21 protein-coding genes and 1 pseudogene are annotated in these 15,853 nt (G+C 70.8%); 8 read left to right on the top strand and 14 right to left on the bottom strand.

Annotated features, from left to right (window positions below):
- Positions 1-61: 61 nt before the first annotated feature.
- The 4 genes and pseudogenes from ACFCLZ_RS29450 to ACFCLZ_RS29435 all read right to left on the bottom strand — a co-directional run bounded on the left by ACFCLZ_RS29450 (position 62) and on the right by ACFCLZ_RS29435 (position 2,070).
- Complete coding sequence (locus ACFCLZ_RS29450; protein ID WP_380280872.1) at positions 62-910, bottom strand: Scr1 family TA system antitoxin-like transcriptional regulator; 849 nt, start codon at positions 908-910, stop codon at positions 62-64.
- Complete coding sequence (locus ACFCLZ_RS29445) at positions 900-1,421, bottom strand: DUF6879 family protein (protein WP_380280870.1); 522 nt, start codon at positions 1,419-1,421, stop codon at positions 900-902. Before ACFCLZ_RS29445 ends, ACFCLZ_RS29450 begins: the two co-directional genes overlap by 11 nt.
- A gap of 46 nt (positions 1,422-1,467) precedes the next feature.
- A pseudogene (locus ACFCLZ_RS29440) lies at positions 1,468-1,656 on the bottom strand (hypothetical protein); the annotation flags it as partial.
- Positions 1,657-1,728: 72 nt separating this feature from the next.
- On the bottom strand, positions 1,729-2,070 hold the full coding sequence (locus ACFCLZ_RS29435; protein ID WP_380280868.1) for a DUF6879 family protein: 342 nt from the start codon (positions 2,068-2,070) through the stop codon (positions 1,729-1,731).
- A gap of 306 nt (positions 2,071-2,376) precedes the next feature.
- Between ACFCLZ_RS29435 and ACFCLZ_RS29430 the strand changes: the two genes are divergently transcribed.
- Entirely contained in the window at positions 2,377-2,985 is a 609-nt protein-coding gene (locus tag ACFCLZ_RS29430; RefSeq protein ID WP_380280866.1) for a hypothetical protein, read from the top strand.
- Positions 2,986-3,117: 132 nt separating this feature from the next.
- Here the strand turns inward: ACFCLZ_RS29430 and ACFCLZ_RS29425 are convergent, their stop codons facing one another.
- Positions 3,118-3,804 (bottom strand): helix-turn-helix domain-containing protein, encoded by a 687-nt coding sequence (locus ACFCLZ_RS29425; protein WP_380280864.1) that lies wholly within the window; start codon positions 3,802-3,804, stop codon positions 3,118-3,120.
- Between the two features lie 63 nt (positions 3,805-3,867).
- Between ACFCLZ_RS29425 and ACFCLZ_RS29420 the strand changes: the two genes are divergently transcribed.
- Together ACFCLZ_RS29420 and ACFCLZ_RS29415 are read left to right on the top strand one after the other, a co-directional pair.
- Positions 3,868-4,671 carry an NAD(P)H-binding protein gene (locus ACFCLZ_RS29420; protein WP_380280862.1) on the top strand — a complete coding sequence of 268 codons (804 nt, stop codon included), beginning with the start codon at positions 3,868-3,870 and terminating at the stop codon, positions 4,669-4,671.
- A 310-nt stretch (positions 4,672-4,981) separates the two neighbouring features.
- The gene (locus tag ACFCLZ_RS29415) at positions 4,982-5,578 is read left to right on the top strand and encodes a hypothetical protein (RefSeq protein ID WP_380280860.1); all 597 of its coding nucleotides are present in this window, start codon (positions 4,982-4,984) and stop codon (positions 5,576-5,578) included.
- 89 nt (positions 5,579-5,667) lie between these two features.
- Here the strand turns inward: ACFCLZ_RS29415 and ACFCLZ_RS29410 are convergent, their stop codons facing one another.
- From ACFCLZ_RS29410 to ACFCLZ_RS29395, 4 genes are all read right to left on the bottom strand, one after another.
- A complete protein-coding gene (locus ACFCLZ_RS29410) occupies positions 5,668-5,958 on the bottom strand; it encodes a DUF397 domain-containing protein (RefSeq protein WP_380280859.1) in 291 nt (96 codons plus the stop codon).
- An 85-nt stretch (positions 5,959-6,043) separates the two neighbouring features.
- Complete coding sequence (locus ACFCLZ_RS29405; RefSeq protein WP_380280858.1) at positions 6,044-6,334, bottom strand: DUF397 domain-containing protein; 291 nt, start codon at positions 6,332-6,334, stop codon at positions 6,044-6,046.
- 164 nt (positions 6,335-6,498) lie between these two features.
- Entirely contained in the window at positions 6,499-6,681 is a 183-nt protein-coding gene (locus tag ACFCLZ_RS29400) for a DUF397 domain-containing protein (protein ID WP_380280857.1), read from the bottom strand.
- Positions 6,678-7,565 carry a Scr1 family TA system antitoxin-like transcriptional regulator gene (locus ACFCLZ_RS29395; RefSeq protein ID WP_380280855.1) on the bottom strand — a complete coding sequence of 296 codons (888 nt, stop codon included), beginning with the start codon at positions 7,563-7,565 and terminating at the stop codon, positions 6,678-6,680. The genes ACFCLZ_RS29400 and ACFCLZ_RS29395 overlap by 4 nt, the downstream gene beginning before the upstream one ends.
- 126 nt (positions 7,566-7,691) lie before the next feature.
- Between ACFCLZ_RS29395 and ACFCLZ_RS29390 the strand changes: the two genes are divergently transcribed.
- Positions 7,692-8,186 (top strand): ATP-binding protein, encoded by a 495-nt coding sequence (locus tag ACFCLZ_RS29390; RefSeq protein ID WP_380280853.1) that lies wholly within the window; start codon positions 7,692-7,694, stop codon positions 8,184-8,186.
- Complete coding sequence (locus tag ACFCLZ_RS29385) at positions 8,173-8,352, top strand: hypothetical protein (protein ID WP_380280851.1); 180 nt, start codon at positions 8,173-8,175, stop codon at positions 8,350-8,352. The genes ACFCLZ_RS29390 and ACFCLZ_RS29385 overlap by 14 nt, the downstream gene beginning before the upstream one ends.
- Before the next feature lie 40 nt (positions 8,353-8,392).
- Here ACFCLZ_RS29385 and ACFCLZ_RS29380 read toward each other — a convergent pair whose 3' ends face one another.
- The gene (locus ACFCLZ_RS29380) at positions 8,393-8,785 is read right to left on the bottom strand and encodes a RidA family protein (protein WP_380280849.1); all 393 of its coding nucleotides are present in this window, start codon (positions 8,783-8,785) and stop codon (positions 8,393-8,395) included.
- A 72-nt stretch (positions 8,786-8,857) separates the two neighbouring features.
- Here ACFCLZ_RS29380 and ACFCLZ_RS29375 point away from each other — a divergent pair, with 72 nt between their 5' ends.
- Positions 8,858-9,787 carry a LysR family transcriptional regulator gene (locus ACFCLZ_RS29375; RefSeq protein ID WP_380280847.1) on the top strand — a complete coding sequence of 310 codons (930 nt, stop codon included), beginning with the start codon at positions 8,858-8,860 and terminating at the stop codon, positions 9,785-9,787.
- A 106-nt stretch (positions 9,788-9,893) separates the two neighbouring features.
- Here ACFCLZ_RS29375 and ACFCLZ_RS29370 read toward each other — a convergent pair whose 3' ends face one another.
- Positions 9,894-10,472 (bottom strand): TetR/AcrR family transcriptional regulator, encoded by a 579-nt coding sequence (locus ACFCLZ_RS29370; protein WP_380280845.1) that lies wholly within the window; start codon positions 10,470-10,472, stop codon positions 9,894-9,896.
- Between the two features lie 91 nt (positions 10,473-10,563).
- Here ACFCLZ_RS29370 and ACFCLZ_RS29365 point away from each other — a divergent pair, with 91 nt between their 5' ends.
- On the top strand, positions 10,564-11,010 hold the full coding sequence (locus ACFCLZ_RS29365) for an anthrone oxygenase family protein (protein ID WP_380280843.1): 447 nt from the start codon (positions 10,564-10,566) through the stop codon (positions 11,008-11,010).
- Between the two features lie 188 nt (positions 11,011-11,198).
- Here ACFCLZ_RS29365 and ACFCLZ_RS29360 read toward each other — a convergent pair whose 3' ends face one another.
- Complete coding sequence (locus ACFCLZ_RS29360; RefSeq protein ID WP_380280841.1) at positions 11,199-12,404, bottom strand: cytochrome P450; 1,206 nt, start codon at positions 12,402-12,404, stop codon at positions 11,199-11,201.
- A 90-nt stretch (positions 12,405-12,494) separates the two neighbouring features.
- Positions 12,495-12,713, bottom strand: coding sequence for a ferredoxin (locus ACFCLZ_RS29355; protein ID WP_380280839.1), 219 nt, complete (start codon positions 12,711-12,713; stop codon positions 12,495-12,497).
- Positions 12,714-13,365: 652 nt separating this feature from the next.
- Between ACFCLZ_RS29355 and ACFCLZ_RS29350 the strand changes: the two genes are divergently transcribed.
- Positions 13,366-13,920, top strand: coding sequence for a hypothetical protein (locus ACFCLZ_RS29350; RefSeq protein WP_380280837.1), 555 nt, complete (start codon positions 13,366-13,368; stop codon positions 13,918-13,920).
- A 49-nt stretch (positions 13,921-13,969) separates the two neighbouring features.
- On the opposite strand, the gene ACFCLZ_RS29345 is transcribed toward ACFCLZ_RS29350, so the two are convergent.
- The gene (locus tag ACFCLZ_RS29345) at positions 13,970-15,817 is read right to left on the bottom strand and encodes a trypsin-like serine protease (protein ID WP_380280835.1); all 1,848 of its coding nucleotides are present in this window, start codon (positions 15,815-15,817) and stop codon (positions 13,970-13,972) included.
- Positions 15,818-15,853: the final 36 nt, after the last annotated feature.

Raw genomic sequence — 15,853 nt, 5'->3', positions numbered from 1 at the left:
GGAGTGAGATGCCAGGCTAGGGGATTTCCAGATAAAGACTCAACGATATTCCTGCCATCGACTAAATATCTTGCGATATCCCTCGACAGTGGTCAGCCCACTCCCCCAGCTTGACCCGGGCATCCTCATCCCACAGCGAAAAGCCCTCGAAGACCCGGAACTCATCCAGGTATTCCTGGATGTCCCGGGGTTCGCGGAACACGAGCGCTCCCGTGGAGACTTCGACGGTGACCAAGGACTCGTCATAGACAGTGAAGACGTTCAACGGCGCCCATGGCATGTGGCCGGCCATCGGAATGACCCCGAGCCGTACGTTCGGCAAGCGGGAGACGGAGGCCAGCCTGTCGATCTGCATCGCCATCGCTTGCCCCGGGACGAGGGGCCAGCGGCAGGCCTGCTCGGTCAGAATGAAGCTGAACCGCTTGGCCGACTCGTAGAGGACGTCCTGCCGTTCGAGCTTCTTGGCGATGGCCTTCGCATGGTCCCCGGGAAACGGGGCAAGGCTGGCCCGAATGTACTCGGGCGTCGCCAGCAGTCCGGTGATCATCGTTGGCAGGAAGTAGCGAAACCGGCTCGCGCTCCGCTCAAGTGCCGCCAGCTCGACCTGCTTCCTGTCGAGGCCCTTCCTCTGCAGGGCCCTCGCATCCTGCCACTCGGTGTTGGCGATGCGGGCAAGCGCCGTCACATGGGCGACAAGGTCCGGCGGCGCGTCCAGCGCCCGCAGGATCAACTCGACGTCGACGAGTGACGGCGTGACTCTGCCGGTCTCGATCTTGGAGATCTTGGACTGCGACATACTGACACGCCGAGCGAGCTGGACCCCGGAGAGTCCAGCTCGCTTGCGGAGCCCTTGAAGGATTGCCGCCAGGTCCGAATGCGATTGACCCAGCTCCTGTGGATCAAGCGTCAATGCCCTTCACGTACTCCTCGAAAGGCACCGACTCGGCGATGGCAATGCGTTGGTACTCGATGAACGGGCTGACGTCGCCCTCGAAGACGGTACGGTCGATCTGCGTCCCGTCGGGGAGGTAGTTCATGAGCACCACCTCCTTCTTGTCGAACATCCAGTAGTCGGTGACGCCGGCCAGCGGATTGGGCCGGTCCGTGACGTCCATGATGCGGATGTCCTCCCCTGCCCAGACGTGCGGCAGGTAGTACATGAACTCGTAGCGCAGGTACTCGGAGAGCGGACGCGTGACGATGTGCACCCGCCCCTTCGTCTTTCCCTCCCGCCGAACCCGCTTGAGGTCGTCGGTGTATTCGTTGGAGTGCGCGTGCGGGTCGATCCGCTCGCCGGCCCGGAAGGCCCGCAACTCCTCGACTTCCTGCGGCACGTTGTAGACCGGGAGGGTTTCGAGGCGCCATGCCTCCGTCTCGAACTCCCGGAACCTGGACTGCCAGGCATCACCGTCCAAGCGCACGAACAGCCTCCCGAAGCACGCTCTCGGGGATCTCCACGAGCCCTTAGCCGCTGGGCGGCGTGAAGGCGCCGGACACGTCCCCCTGCACCACGATCGTCCCACGGCCGGTGCGGTAGACGTTGGGGCAGTCGTTCCTGTTGCACTCCCCCGAGCCACTGCCGTTGCCCGTGTTGGTCAGCCTCGTGAGACCCGACCTGCTGTCCGTCTCAACCCCCTGGAGCTGCGGGACCGTCAGACCATCCGGCAATGACGCTAGAGAGCCGGCCGGCGCATGTCCACGGCGGGAAGGGAATATTCCCGTGTTGGACTAAAGATCACGGCCAGGGCGCCATGGGCCGAGCGGAAAGCCTTGGGGCAACAGCCGATACGGCGTGGCGAAGTGCCAGGCAGCGTCCCGGACCTGGCAGGCGCGGGCGAGCTGGACCGGGTCGGTGATCAGCTCCACGCCGGTCAGATCGTCGTCGGGGTCGAAGTGCAGCAGGGCGATCACGCGTGAGTCGAACAGCCAGGTGTCCTCCTCCGGAAGGCCGAGGCGATCGGCGTCGGCCCGCCGGAGGTACCGGATGTCCTCGCCGACGGCGCAGTTCCGCCCGGCGTTGTCGAGCAGGTCCCGCTGTCCCGGGGTGGGCGGCCGCAGTCGTCGGCTCACAGCCGCTCCCCTCGCTGTCGGTCAGGCCGGTTCAGGATGCCGTGGGGCCGGCCCGGAATGGGGCGCTGATTCTCGAAGATTCTTCCAGGACGCAAAAGGCCCCCGCCCAGCCGGGGCCCACCGTCCACGTCCACATGGCAGCGACCGGCTGCCCGCCCCGGCCACGTGGTGGTGGGGCCCTCAAGGATGAAGCCGTTCGCACGCGTCCGAAAATCTGTCCGGTTTTCACGTGGCCGATGAGCGGCGCATGCCATTTCATTACGTACACAAAGCAAGTTGGTTCAGACATGGAAAGGGGACGCCACCATGCGCTTCCGCGCACTGACCGCCGTCTCGGCGCTCACTGCCCTCGCCCTCCTCGGGGCGGTTCCGACGGCCCAGGCGGCCGGCCCGTCCGCTCCTGCGGCGAGCGGGGGGACCGCATTCGAGAAGTCGATCCCGGACGTCGCCCAGGCGATGGACGCGGCACGCGCGGAAGGGGCCCCGTCCATCGCCGACGCGACCCAGTGGCGGCAGGTCTGCTTCCAGGCGCACTCCCGCTCGGCGGGGTGGACCAGCACGGTGTGCAGTGACCAGCCCGGCTTCACCGGGACGGAAGGCCACAACGACCCGATCGACCGCCTCCGCTTCTGGGTCAACACGGTCGCCGCCATGGACTTCAACGTCCAGGTGCACTGGGCGAACGACGGTGAGGGTTGGGAGTATCACGTGCCGCCGGGCGGCTCGATCGAGCTTGACAACGGCAACGGCAACGTGGTCGAGGCGATTCACCTGCGGAGCACCAACGAGCCCATGAAGGCCGCCGCCCATGTGAAGAATGTCGGCTGGAAGGGCACGAACCTGTTCGCGTATGACCAGTGGATCGGCAGCATCGGCGAGAACCGCTGGATGGAGGCCTTCTGGATCGACATCTGATCCGGCTCGCTGTGCCGATACGGAGCGGCCGTCCCGGAGGCCATGGCACAACCCCCACAGGGCCTGGTGATCACGGGGTCGCGACGCTCTGTGATCACGGGAGACCTGCTTCTTTGTGCCGTGTCCTGGAACTCAGGCAGTGCACAGAGTCGCGGCGGGCCGCCGACCAGCGGTGAACGCGGCCGGTGGGACACCCATGAAGTGGCGGAACTCGGCCGTCATGTGGGACTGGTCGTAGTAGCCGGCCGTCGCGGCGATGTCCGCCCATCGGCCCGCATCGGCCGCGAGCACGGTGCGAACGCGGTCAATGCGTGCGAAGCGCTTGGGGGACAAGCCGGTGGCGTCGGTGAACAGGGCGTGCAGGCGGCGCTCACTGATGTCCAGCCGGGCCGCGGTCGCGGTGACAGTGGTGCCGACCAGTAGACGCGCCGCCTCTTCGAGCCGCTCCGACGGCTCCGGGCGGTCGGCCAACGCTCTTTCGAGAGCGGTGACCGGGTCGGCGGCGAGCTGGTCGATGTCCAGGCCCGGTAGTTCGCGGAGCGGCAGGACACCGTCGGCGAGACCGTTCAGCGAACGTCCGAGCAGGGCTTGGGCACGCCCCGGCCGCATGCGAACCCGCACGCACGAGTGGCCGGGCGCGGCGACGTGATAGGCCGCCCGGGTGCGGGGGCCCATGACGACCAGCTCGCGCTTGTCAGTGCGCACGAGAAGTGTGGTGGCGTGGTCGGGCACATCGACCGCCGCCGACCCGACCGCCGTGGCGACATCGATCCCGGCCACCCACCGCAGAAGGGCGGGCGGCACGACGAGAGAACTCACGCGGCCCACGATAGTGCCGAAACTTCCTATCAGGAGCCGTGAGAGCGCTGTCATCGTCAGGACATGATCCTTGTTACCGGTGCCACCGGCACCATCGGCAGTCACGTCGTCCGCCTGCTCACCGAGGGCGGCCTACCGTTCCGGGCGATGTCCCGCCGCGAGCGGCCCGGCGGGGTGCGGGCCGACTTCGACGACCCGGCGTCGCTGGCGCGCGCGGTGGCCGGCGTCGACACGGTCTTCCTCCTGACCGTGCCCCCGACACCAACCGCGGACCACGACATCGCCCTGGTCACGGCCGCGCGGGCGGCGGGCGTCCGTAAGATCGTCAAGCTGTCCGCCATCGGTAGCGGCGAGCGGTTCGACGGGGCGACCGTCGGCGCGTGGCACCTCGCCGCGGAGGAGGCGATCGAGGCCAGCGGGCTCGTGTGGACGATGCTTCGCCCGCCGAGCTTCGCCTCGAACGTCTTGTGGCATCGGGCGCTGATCCAGGCCGGAGAGCCGATCCCGAACCTGACCGGCGACTCCCGGCAGGCCGTCGTCGACCCGAGGGACGTGGCCGCGGTCGCCGTCGCCGCCATGACCGGCGATGCGCACGACGGGCGGCGGTACGACCTGACCGGGCCGGAGCTGCTGACGTTCGCGGACCAGGCGGCGATCCTGGAGGGCGTGCTCGAACGGCCGGTCAGGATCACCGACACGAATGCGCTCGACCGGTTGCCGGCCGGGATGCGCACCGGCGTCGGCTGGGCACGCGCCGGCGGTGCGGCCTACGTCACGGACCACGTGCCGCGGGTGCTCGGCCGGCCGGCGGGCACGTTCGAGCAGTGGGCACGCGACCATCGGGAGGCATTCGCGGCAATACCGTGACCGACCGCCGCCGACTGCCGCCAGGGCTCTGGCACTTCAAGGGATACAGCCCGTCCTCCTTGGCAGTTCGCTCCGGCCAGGACGCGGCCCGGCGGGATGCTGGAGGCCCTGCACATGGCTCCCTGATCGTCCGGCACCGGCTGTGACCCATCGCCCCTCGGTGCACCGGCCCCGCGGTCGCTCCTCCAGGTCATGGCCATTCGTGTACGGCTGAAATTGTGTCCGATTTTCACATGGCCGGGGCACCGTCGGGTGGCATTTCATTACGTATGCAAAGCAGTTGGCCCGACAATCGAACGGAGAAGTGATCATGCGAATCCGCGCACTGACCGCCGTCTCGGCGCTCACCGCCCTCACGCTCCTCGGCATGGTTCCGGTGGCGCAGGCGGCCGACCCGTCCGTTCCTGCCGCGAACACCGGGATCAAGATCGAGAAGCTGACTCCGGAACTGAGCCGGTCGGTGGACGCGGCGCGTGCGGAGGCCGTCGAGTCCGGCACGGCGAGGTCGTACTACGTGTGCTTCCAGGCGCACACGCGGAGCGGCCAGTGGACCAACACGGTGTGCAGTGACGGTCCGGGCTTCACCGGGACGGAGAACCACAACGACCCGATCGACCGCGTCATCTTCACCGTGGGCGGCGGCCTGGACTTCCACACGCAGTTGCACTTCGCCAATGAGGGCACCGCCCCTGCGGTCCACGTGCCTTCGAGCTACCAGATCGAGTTCTGGAACCCCAACGGCAATGTGATCGAGGCGATTCACCTGTGGAGCAGCAACGCGCCCATGAAGGCCGCCGCCCACGTGCAGAACGTCGGCTGGAAGGGCACGGACCAGTGGTCGTACAACCAGTGGATCGGCAGCATCGGTGAGGCCCGCTGGATGGAGGCTTTCTGGATCGACATCTGATCCGGTTCCTCAGTGGTCGAGGTCGGGAACGGCCTCGTGGTGATCCCCGGCCGGGGTTGGCGTCGCAGCGACGCCAACCCCGGCCGGGGTCAGGCGGACTGGGCGAAGTCGAGGAAGGACTGCCAGGCCGCCGGGGAGAAGGCGAGGTGGGGGCCGGACTTGTCCTTGGAGTCACGGACGAGGACGGCGGACGTCGTCTCGGCTACCTCGACGCACTCGCCGCCATCGCCGCTGCTGTGGCTGCTCTTGTGCCAGCCGACCTCGACGCACTCGCCACCTTCGTTGCTGCTGTAGCTGCTCTTGAACCAGGCGATCTCGACGCAGGCGCCGCCCTCGTTGCTGCTGTAGCTGCTCTTGAACCACACCAGATCGCTGCTCATGGCTCTCCCTGAAGTGAGGCTGCTGTAGCGCGCGTTCAGGATACGGAGCCGCGCCACGGGAGGCCACGGCGCAACCCACTGGTCGTCAGGCGGACTGGGCGAAGTCGACGAAGGCCTCCCAGGCCGCCGGCGAGAAGGTGAGGTGGGGACCGGACTTGTCCTTCGAATCACGGACGAGGACGGCGGACGTCGTCTCGGCGACCTCGACGCAGTTGCCGCCCTCGTCGCCGCTGTGGCTGCTCTTGTGCCAGCCGACCTCGACGCACTCGCCACCTTCGTTGCCGCTGTAGCTGCTCTTGAACCAGGCGATCTCGACGCACGCACCGCCTTCGTCGCCGCTGTAGCTGCTCTTGAACCACACCAGATCGCTGCTCATGGCTCTCCCTGAAGTGAGGCTGCTGTAGCGCGCGTTCAGGATACGGAGCAGCGCCCCGGGAGGCCATGGCACAACCCCCACAGCGGGGGGACGGCGCCCACACAGAAAGCGGCCGTCCACCGGTGGGTGGACGGCCGCTGGGCGCCGAGCGGGGAGACTGGTCGTCAGACCGACTGCGCGAACTCGACGAAGGCCTCCCAGGCCGCCGACGAGAAGGTGAGGTGGGGACCCGACTTGTCCTTGGAGTCACGCACCAGCACGGCCTCGGTCGCCTCGGCGACCTCGACACAAGCGCCGCCCTCGTTGCCGCTGTAGCTGCTCTTGAACCACACCAGTTCGCTGCTCATCGCTCTCCCAGAATCTTCTCGATCAACGACAGGGACTCCTCAGGAGTGTGCGCCTGAGACCTGAGCGTGCTGTAGCGCGCGTTCAGGATCCGGACTTCACTCTGATCCGTGATCAGCCTACTGCTCGTCTGCACCTCGATGTAGCCCATCTGCGAGCGCCCCTTCGGGGTGAGCAGAATGAACGGGCCACCCATACCAGCGTGGTCCGTACGGTTCAGGGGCATCACCTGGATCACCATCCCCCGCGTACTCCCCACCTCCAGCAGGTGACGCAGCTGGCCCGCGTGGACATCCCAGCCCCCCATCGGCCGGCGGAGCACGCTCTCGTCGATCACCCAGCTGAACATGGCCCGGGGCCACTTCGCGAGGATCTCCTGCCGCGCCAAGCGGGCCGCCACCCGCATCTCGATGACCTCCTCGGAGAGCACGGGCTGGCGCATCTCGTAGATGGCTCGGGCGTGGGCCTCGGTCTGGAGCAGTCCCGGGAAGTCCCACAGGCTCCAGTCGTTGAGCTCTTCGCAGATGGCCTCCAGTCCCGCGTAGCCCCGGAACCACTCGGGGTGCCGCACGCGGGCCTTGGCCTTCGCCCGCTCGATGTCGTCCGCGATGATGAGCAGCAGCCCGCCGGCGTCCAGCACCCGCTCCGCCGCCACCAGCAGCTCCCGCTGCGGCGTACGCTTCCCCTGCTCGACCGCGCCGATCAGGCTCTCGGTGTAGCCGACCTCCTTGGCGAACTCCTTCTGCGTCAGGCCCGCCCGCTCGCGCAGCAGCTTGATCTGCTTGCCGATCGCCCGGAGGAAGTCCGACACCTCGGACAGGTCCTCGTCGAGCTGCGGCCGCGCCACGTCGCCGCTGTCTCCGCCGGTGCCCCGAACTTCAGTCATTACGACCTCCCCATTTTCCTGTCACGGCCGACCGCCGTCACGCGACACTTTCCGCACACACACAGGCACTCACCGTGCCCACCGGATGCGTCGTCAGCCTAAGCCCGGGGGGGCAGGCTTTTCCCCATGAAGTCCGAAATTCCCCTCGACGAGCCCGAGCCGCGCGCCCACACCGCGCTCCTCACGTGCACCCCCAAGGGAGCCGCCATCGGGCGCCGGATCGCCCGGCAGCAGTTGACCGCCTGGGACCTCAACTCCCTTTGGCCGGAGGCGTTTCAGCACGCGCTGATCATCGTCGCCGAGCTGGCCGCGAACGCCGCCAGCCACGGGCGCACCCCGGGGCGCGGGTTCGAACTGTGCCTCTCGCTCACCACCGCGCGCCGGGCGCGCACCACCGTGCTCCGGATCGCGGTGTCGGACTGCCGAGGGGACCGCCGGCCGGTCTTCCCGTCGCCCGCCTGTCCGGTGGACGCCCAGTCGGGGCGCGGGCTGACCCTCGTCAACGCGCTCGCCGACCGCTGGGGCACCCTGCCCCGGGATCCCAACGCCAAAACGGTCTGGGCCGAACTCGACCTGCCCCTCACCGAGTTCAAGGCAGCCTCCGACGATGCCGCCGCCTGATCGGACCCCGCACGGCCCGGCCGCCGCCGCGGCCTACACCGTCCTCCCCCTCACCCTGCTCCTCGCGCTGATCGCCTGGGTCTACCCCGTCCTCAAGCACCACCACCACGACCCGCGCCCCACCCCACACCCCGCCCCGGCCGCCACGGCGACCGCAACCCCCTGACCGCCGAAACAGGAAGTCGGCCCCGCCGACTTCCTGCTCCTCACTCCCCCGCCGGCCGCCGCGCGTCGACCTCGATCTCGATCCTCATCCGGGGGTCGGCGAGGCCGCACACCATCATCGTGGCCGCCGGCCGCACCTCCCCGAAGTACCGCCGCAGCACCGGCCAGCAGGGCTCGAACTCCTCACGCTGCGGCAGCAGATAGCGCACCCGCACCACGTCGGCGAACGTGCAGCCGGCCTCGGCCAGGGCCTCGCCGATGTTGCGCAGGCACTGCTCGGCCTGCTCCACCACGTCGTCGGCGATCGTCATCGTCCGGTAGTCGAATCCGGTGGTCCCGGAGACGTGGACCGCGTCGCCGACGACCACCGCCCTCGCATAGCCGATCTGCTCCTCGAAGGTGGAGCCGCTGAGAATGGCGCGTCGCTCTGTCATGCGGCGAACGCTAAGCGAGCTGCGGCGATACGTCTAATACCCCGAAAACCATCGCCTGATATCTCTAGGAATATGGACCGCCCCGAACTCCCACTCCCCCAGTTGCACGCTTTCGCCGTGCTCGCCGAGGAACTGCACTTCGGTCACGCCGCCGCCCGCCTCGGCATCGCGCAACCCCCGCTCAGCCAGCAGATCGCCCGCCTGGAGGCGCGGGTCGGGCACCGCCTGTTCGTCCGCGCGCCGGGGCGGATCGCGCTCACCCCGGCCGGGCGGGAGCTGCTGCCGGCGGCGCGGCGGGCGCTCGCCGACCTCGCCGACGGGCTGGCCGCCGCCCGGGCGGTGGGCAGCGGGCGGGCGGGGCGGCTGCGGATCGGGTTCTCGGCCTCCCTCGCGCTGACCGTCCTGCCGGGGCTGCTCGGCACCTTCCGCGCGCGCTACCCGGACGTGGACCTGGACCTGCGCGAGATGACCACCGCCCCGCAGCTCGCCGCCCTCCACGAGGGGACGATCGACATCGGGCTGCTGCGCGAGCCCCCGGACGCCGGGGCCGGGCCGCTCGGCTTCCGCACCGTCCTCACCGAGCCGTTCGTCGCCGTGCTTCCGGCGGGCCACCCGCTCGCCGCCCAACGAACCGTCGACGTCGCCCAGTTGGCCGACTCCCCGTTCGTCCTCCTCCCCCGCCCGGTCGGGCCGCAGCTGTACGACCGGATAGCGGAGCTGTGCGGGGCGGCGGGGTTCGCGCCGCGGATCGTGCAGCACGCGGTGGAGTGGCAGACGGTGTGCGCGCTCGTCGGCGCGGGGCTCGGGGTGTCGCTCGCCCCGGCGGGCATCCGGCGCCTCGGGCTGCGGGAGGTCGCCTTCCGGCCCGTCGAACCGCGCACCGCCCGCACCCGGGTGGCCGTCGCCTGGCGGCGGGAGGACCGCAGCCCCCTGGTGGCCAACCTGCTGGCGGCCATCGGCGAGACCGTCGGCACCAGGCCGGGCGGGGCGGTGGAGCAGTAGAGTTCGGCCGCGAGGGGTGCCGTGCCGGTCGGGTCGCGGACCGGGTTCGGTCTGCTGTGCACCGACGGCGTGACGGCGTTCGCCTGAGCGCGGCTCCGTCGGCACGTCAGAGCACGGCGAGCCGGTCCACCAGCAGGTCCACCCGCCACTCGACGTGCTCCGCCGGCAGTCGCCCGGCCCGGGTCAGGGTGGCCAGCCCGTGCAGGGCCGCCCAGAACGTCTCGGTGAACTGACCCGGGTGGACACCCTCCCCGGCGACCTCGGCGAGGCTCTCCAGCAGGGCGGCGAAGGCGTCCTTCAGCGGCTCCGGGGTGTCCTCCCGCGCGAACGCCAGACCGCCGTCGAGCCGGAACATGGCGTCGTAGACCGCCGGGTTGCGTTCGGCGAAGTCGAGGTAGGCCCGGGCGAGGGCGGCGACCCGGGCGCGGGGGCCGTCCGCGGCGGCGGTCGCGGCCCGCAGTGCCGCGGCCATCTCGGCGGCGCCCTCCAGGGCCACGGCTCCGATGATCTCGCGCTTGCCGCGGAAGTGGCTGTAGAGGACGGGCTGGCTGTACTCGATGCGCTCGGCGAGCCGGCGGGTGGTGACCGCGTCCCAGCCCTGCCGCTCGGCGAGTTCGCGGGCCGTCGCCACGATGAGGCGTTCACGCTCCGCGCGTTCGCGCTGCTTGCGTTCCTGTACCGACATGACTCGATCCTAGCATCGCTAGACAATCAAGCGGCAGCAGCGCTAGCGTTGCCTCATCAGCTAGCAGCACTAGATCCCCGGAGGGGTCGTCATGCTCAACGCACTTGAGGTGTTCACCACCGTGGTCGTCGGCCTGATGGTGGGGGTGGAGTTCTCCGTCGCCTTCGTCATGAACCGGATCTTCAACGCACTCCCCGAGGACAGCGGCCAACTCGCCCGCTCCCACGGGGGCCGGATGCTCGGCGCCGTGATGCCGGTCTGGTACATCGGCTCGCTCGCCCTGAGCGCCGTCTGGGCCGTTGCCGAATGGCAGAACCCCGGCGCCGGCCTGGTGGTCGGCGCCGGGGCGCTGCTGGTCCTGAGTGTGCTGATGTCGGTCCTGCTGCTCGTCCCGATCAACAACCGGGGCAAGACGTGGACCCCCGAGAACCGGCCCGCGGACTGGAAGGAGCAGATGAGCCGCTGGGACCGCTACCACTACGCCCGCGTCGCCGTCATCGTCGCCGCGTTCGCCCTGCTGGTCTCCGCCCTCGCCTGAGCCCGCGGGCCCAGTAGACCTCGACGGCGCCGAGGACGGCGGCGGCCATGCGGGACTTGAGAGCCGAGGTCGTGATCCTCGTCGGAGAGACGGCTGATGACGTCGGCGCGCCGCGCACGAGCACCATCGCCCCCGGCCGCCAGGCGGTCACACCGGTACTCCGGTGAGAGTTCTCCATCGGGCCCCGCTCACCAGGTCACGGGCAGTGACCGCATCCCGTAGATGAACGACTCGGTACGGAACTCGCGCTCGCCGGCCGGCCGCAGCCCCGGCAGCCGGCGGAACAGCGTCTCCAGGGCGATCTGGAGTTCGGCGCGGGCCAGCGGCTGGCCCAGGCACTGGTGCACGCCGAAGCCGAACGCCAGTTGCCGCCGGGCGTCCCGGTAGAGGTCCAGCTCGTCCGTCGCCCGATGGCCGGCGCCGCCGAACACCGCCTCGTCCCGGTTGGCGGTGGAGAGCATCGCCATCACGCCCTCCCCGGCCCGGACGGTGACGCCGCCCAGCTCCACGTCCTCCAGCGCCACCCGGGGCAGTCCGGTGTGCACGATGGTCAGCAGCCGCAACAGCTCCTCCACCGCGCCCGGCAGGGTGGCCGGGTCGGCCAGGCCGGGGATCTGCTCGGGGTGCTCCAGCAGCAGCGCGGTCGACAGCGCGATCATGTTCGCGGTCGTCTCGTGCCCGGCGATCAGCAGCAGCACGCCCATGCCGGCCACGTCGTCCGGGGTCAGGTCGTCCCGCGCCGCGAGTCGGCTGAGGACGTCGTCCTCCGGCTGTGCGCGCTTGCGGGCCGTCAGGTCGCGCAGGTAGTCCCGGACCTCCTCCTGGGCCTCCCGGAGCTGCTCCACGGTGCTCTCCTGGTTGAGCATCGTGCGGCTCAGGCGCTGGAAGCGGTCGTGGTCCTCGTACGGCACGCCGAGCAGCAGGCAGATCACCAGCGAGGGCACCGGCAGCGCGAAGTCGGTGACCAGGTCGGCCGTGGTCCGGCCCGCGGTCATCCGGTCCAGTGCCTCGTCCACGATCCGCTGGATCTCCGGGCGCAGCGCCTCCACCCGCTTGACCAGGAACTCCCCGGTGAGCATGCGGCGCTGGCGGGCGTGCTCGGGGTCGTCGAGCCGCAGGAAGTCCGGATTGTCGGTGATCAGTTCGCGAGCGCCGGCGATCAGCAGCGGGAAGGTCGGGTGGCGTATGTCGGCACTGAACCGGCGGTCGGACAGCACGGTGCGGACCTCGGCGAAGCCGGTGACCAGCCAGCAGAGGTCGCCGTCGGGCAGCTCGGCCCTGGTCACCGGCCCGGTGGCGGCGGCCTCGGAGTACACGGGCGGCGGGCCGAACGGGCAGCCGCCGGAGTGCCGGGCCGGCAGTGGGAGGGCGGGGGTGGTGGGTGCGGTGGTCAAGGCGGGGTCTCCTCACGTCGCGGGTGTTCTCGTGGGGTTCGGGGCCCGGGAAGGTTCCCGGCGGCCTGCGCGGCCGGCGGCGGGGGTCCGTCAGGCCCCGGTCCGCGCGGGCTCGTCCCCGGTGACGGTGATCGCCCGGCCCGGGCAGAGCTCGGAGGCGAGCCTCACGCCGTCGAACTGCTCGGGCAGCAAGACGGTCTGACGGAGCCTCACGAGACTGTCCCGGTCGTCCTGGTCGAAGACCTCGGGGGCGTTCGTCACGCACATGCCGGAGCTGCAGCAACGGTCCCGGTCGACGCTCACCTGCATGTCGGGCACCTTTCGCCAGGGCGGCGCCGACTGCCCGGCGGCCGCCTCTCGTTGTCACGGTCAACCTAGCCATCGCTGATCCGTTCACGGAGGGGTCCGGTGGCCGGATCGAGAATGGCCGATTCGGCCCCTGTGCGTGAACCCCCGTGCGGCGCAATGCGTTTCAACCCGCGGTACTTCGCCGGACGGGTCGGCGGACCCGGCCGCGCGGACGGCCTCACAAGCCTTCGGTGGTGGCCAACTCCCTTACTGAGGCCGCCGTTTCGGCCTCGGCGGCGCGATTGTCCGGCCGGTAGCGCACCACCCCGGCGGACCGCAGGACCGGCCCGGCGAGGTGGCGGGGGTTGCCCTGCGGGGTAGCGGGGGCTGCCCCGCAGGGCCAGCCGTGCGGGGTAGCGGGGGCCGCGCTGGAGGCCGTCGAAGGCGACCTCGACCAGTTCCGGCCGGACCGGCACCGCCCGGGCGTCCCGCCCGGTCTCCCGGGCGAGCGACTCGGCGGTCTGCCGGGCGAGCGTCCGGTCGGTCGGCCCCTTGAAGGTCTTGCCGAGCATTCACCCACGGGCCGAGCCCCGGCTCGCCGGCCGCCCGGGGACTGCCCGCGCGGTGGAAAAGCGCGTGCCCGTACGGGGCGGCGGGTGCGAGACTGCGCGCCGTGAGCACACCCGAACCCGATGAGCTGGACTACCTCCGGGAGATCGAGCGCCTCGCCCACGACGTCACCGTCGAGGCCTCCGCCGAGGGCCGGCTCTCGTACGCGCCCGACCCGCCGGACGCGACGCCGTTCCAGCACAGCGTCAACGCGCTCGCGCGGGCGGTGCGCGCGTACCACTTCGAGGGGGACGGCTGCGTGGAGGACCGCCCCCTCCTCGAGCTGGCCGCCGCTGCCGTCCTCAAGCCCGGGGCCGTGCCGGCGGGCCTGGACGAGGACTACGAGCAGGCGTGCGCGCGGTTCGGCGTCGAGCCGCGGCCGGAGGGCTGGGCGCTCTGGCACACCTGGGGCAAGGGCGGGCTCCAGGTGACCATGGTGGTGTCGGCGGTCGCGACGACCGAGGGGCTGTTCCGGAACTGGGCGCTCGGCCGGGAGTTCGACCCGGTGGAGCCGCTGCCCTCGCAGATCGCCCTCGTGCACCGGGGCTGGAGCGGCCCGATGACCTTCGCGCCGCGCGGCGTCCGCCGGATCGGCCGCGAGGGGACGCCACTGGCCTGACGGCCTCCCCGGCCGTAGCCGGGGAGGCCGTCAGGCCGTCAGGCGGTGGTTACGGAAGCTCGAGGGCGTTCCAGTCCCAGTTGCCCCAGGCCGGCACCGTCCAGCCGTCGGTGGTGAAGTCGCCGAGGAGGCCGGCGGCGTTGGCCGAGGAGGTGTGCTGGCTGATCCTGCCGTCGCCGTGGTGGTAGAGCATGGCCAGCTCGGCGCGGCCGTCGCCGTTGAAGTCGCCCGGGATCAGCTTCATGTCGCCGCGGACCCAGCTGCCCGCGGGGACGGAGAACCCGGCGGTGTACTCGCCGACGCCGCCGTTCGCCCCGGCCGGCGCGGTGTAGAAGCCGATCGCGCCGTCGGCGTGGTAGTACGCCATCATCACGTCGGTGCGGCCGTCGCCGTTCGTGTCGCCCGGGAGGAGCTGGATGGCGTTCCAGTCCCAGCCGGCCCCGGCGGGCACCGTCCAGCCGTCGGTGGTGAAGTCACCGAGGAGGCCGGCGGCGTTGGCCGAGGAGGTGTGCTGGCTGATCCTGCCGTCGCCGTGGCGGTACAGCATGGCCAGCTCGGCGCGGCCGTCGCCGTTGAAGTCGCCCGGCACCAGCTTCATGTCCGCCCGGCTCCAGCTGCCCGCGGGGACGGAGAAGCCGCCGTTGAACTCGCCGATGGCGCCGTTGGATCCGGCCAGCGCGGTGTAGAAGCCGATCGAGCCGTCGGGGTGGTAGTACGCCATCATCAGGTCGGTGCGGCCGTCGCCGTTCGCGTCGCCCGGGAACAGGTCGAACGCGTTCCAGTCCCAGTTGCCCCAGGCCGGCACGGTGGTGCCGTTGACGTCGAAGGCGCCGAGCAGGCCGTCGGGGCCGGTGAGCGCGGTGTGCAGGGTGATCGAGCCGTCGCCGCGGTGGTAGAGCATCGCGAGGTCGGAGCGGCCGTCGCCGTTGAAGTCGCCCTGCACCAGCTTCATCGCCGCCCGGTCCCACCCGCCGGCCACCGGGACCTTGTAGCCGCCGAAGTACTCGCCGAGCCCGCCGTTGCGGCCGGCCAGCGCGGTGTAGAAGCCGATCGAGCCGTCGGCGTGGTAGTAGGTCAGCAACGCGTCGGCGCGGGCGTCGCCGTTGGCGTCCCGGGCGGTCCGGCCGTGGCGCACGGTGTCCTGCACCCAGCCGCGGAGGTCGTCGACCCGCGCCTCGGTCGCGCCGGTCCGGGTCTCGGCCGCCTTCCCCCAGCAGCCGCCCTGCCAGGAGCGGCTGCTGACGCCCACCAGCTCGGCGCCGCCGCCGGCCGTGGCGCGCAGCGCCGGGCCGCCGTTGTCGCCCATGCAGACGGCCGCGCCGCTCTGGCCGGTGATGTTGACCCCGGTGGCCGCCACGGAGTTCACCGTGAACGTGTTGGAGTGCAGGTTGAGCGGCGCCCATTCGGTGGCGGTGCGGCCGTAGCCGGCGACGCGCAGGGTCTCGCCGGCCGCCGGGGCGGTGGCGGCGATCGGCACCGGGGCTATGCCGTCGACCGGGGTGGCCAGCCGGCCGAGGACCACGTCGCGGTCCGCGCGCGGCACCAGCTCGACCACCTCGGTCTGGACGCCGTTGGTCGTGGTGAGGTCGGTCCGGCCGATGGTGGCGACCGTGCGCTTGGCGGGAGCACCCGCGGTGGCCGGGTAGCCGGGGTCGGGGTTGTCGGCGAAGCAGCTGGCCGCGGTGATGATCCAGAGGCGGTCGATCAGGACGGCGGAGCAGGCCTTGGCGCCGTTGCCGATGTCCAGGTGGGCCGTGTAGGCGTAGCTGCCGGCGGCGGCCGGGGTGCCGGTGACGGCTCCGGCGGTACCGGCGGTGGCGGTGGTCAGCGCGCCGGCGGCGAGCGCGGCGGCGGCCAGTCCGGACCGCCAGGCGCGCGGGGCGGAAGTACGGGACATGGAGTGGGCTCCTAGATCGGGTGACGGTGACACGGC

This window comes from Kitasatospora purpeofusca, assembly GCF_042691725.1.
Lineage (GTDB): Bacteria > Actinomycetota > Actinomycetes > Streptomycetales > Streptomycetaceae > Kitasatospora > Kitasatospora purpeofusca_B.
This window is presented reverse-complemented; position numbering and strand designations above follow the sequence as displayed.

Bases quoted from the DNA above. Each gene is read 5' to 3' on its own strand.
- ACFCLZ_RS29345 (WP_380280835.1), bottom strand. From the start codon at position 15,817: ATGTCCCGTACTTCCGCCCCGCGCGCCTGGCGGTCCGGACTGGCCGCC.
- ACFCLZ_RS29390 (WP_380280853.1), top strand. From the start codon at position 7,692: ATGAAGTCCGAAATTCCCCTCGACGAGCCCGAGCCGCGCGCCCACACC.
- ACFCLZ_RS29370 (WP_380280845.1), bottom strand. From the start codon at position 10,472: ATGTCGGTACAGGAACGCAAGCAGCGCGAACGCGCGGAGCGTGAACGC.
- ACFCLZ_RS29365 (WP_380280843.1), top strand. From the start codon at position 10,564: ATGCTCAACGCACTTGAGGTGTTCACCACCGTGGTCGTCGGCCTGATG.
- ACFCLZ_RS29380 (WP_380280849.1), bottom strand. From the start codon at position 8,785: ATGACAGAGCGACGCGCCATTCTCAGCGGCTCCACCTTCGAGGAGCAG.
- ACFCLZ_RS29415 (WP_380280860.1), top strand. From the start codon at position 4,982: ATGCGAATCCGCGCACTGACCGCCGTCTCGGCGCTCACCGCCCTCACG.
- ACFCLZ_RS29385 (WP_380280851.1), top strand. From the start codon at position 8,173: ATGCCGCCGCCTGATCGGACCCCGCACGGCCCGGCCGCCGCCGCGGCC.
- ACFCLZ_RS29355 (WP_380280839.1), bottom strand. From the start codon at position 12,713: ATGCAGGTGAGCGTCGACCGGGACCGTTGCTGCAGCTCCGGCATGTGC.
- ACFCLZ_RS29395 (WP_380280855.1), bottom strand. From the start codon at position 7,565: ATGACTGAAGTTCGGGGCACCGGCGGAGACAGCGGCGACGTGGCGCGG.
- ACFCLZ_RS29430 (WP_380280866.1), top strand. From the start codon at position 2,377: ATGCGCTTCCGCGCACTGACCGCCGTCTCGGCGCTCACTGCCCTCGCC.
- ACFCLZ_RS29375 (WP_380280847.1), top strand. From the start codon at position 8,858: ATGGACCGCCCCGAACTCCCACTCCCCCAGTTGCACGCTTTCGCCGTG.
- ACFCLZ_RS29420 (WP_380280862.1), top strand. From the start codon at position 3,868: ATGATCCTTGTTACCGGTGCCACCGGCACCATCGGCAGTCACGTCGTC.
- ACFCLZ_RS29400 (WP_380280857.1), bottom strand. From the start codon at position 6,681: ATGAGCAGCGAACTGGTGTGGTTCAAGAGCAGCTACAGCGGCAACGAG.
- ACFCLZ_RS29410 (WP_380280859.1), bottom strand. From the start codon at position 5,958: ATGAGCAGCGATCTGGTGTGGTTCAAGAGCAGCTACAGCAGCAACGAG.
- ACFCLZ_RS29405 (WP_380280858.1), bottom strand. From the start codon at position 6,334: ATGAGCAGCGATCTGGTGTGGTTCAAGAGCAGCTACAGCGGCGACGAA.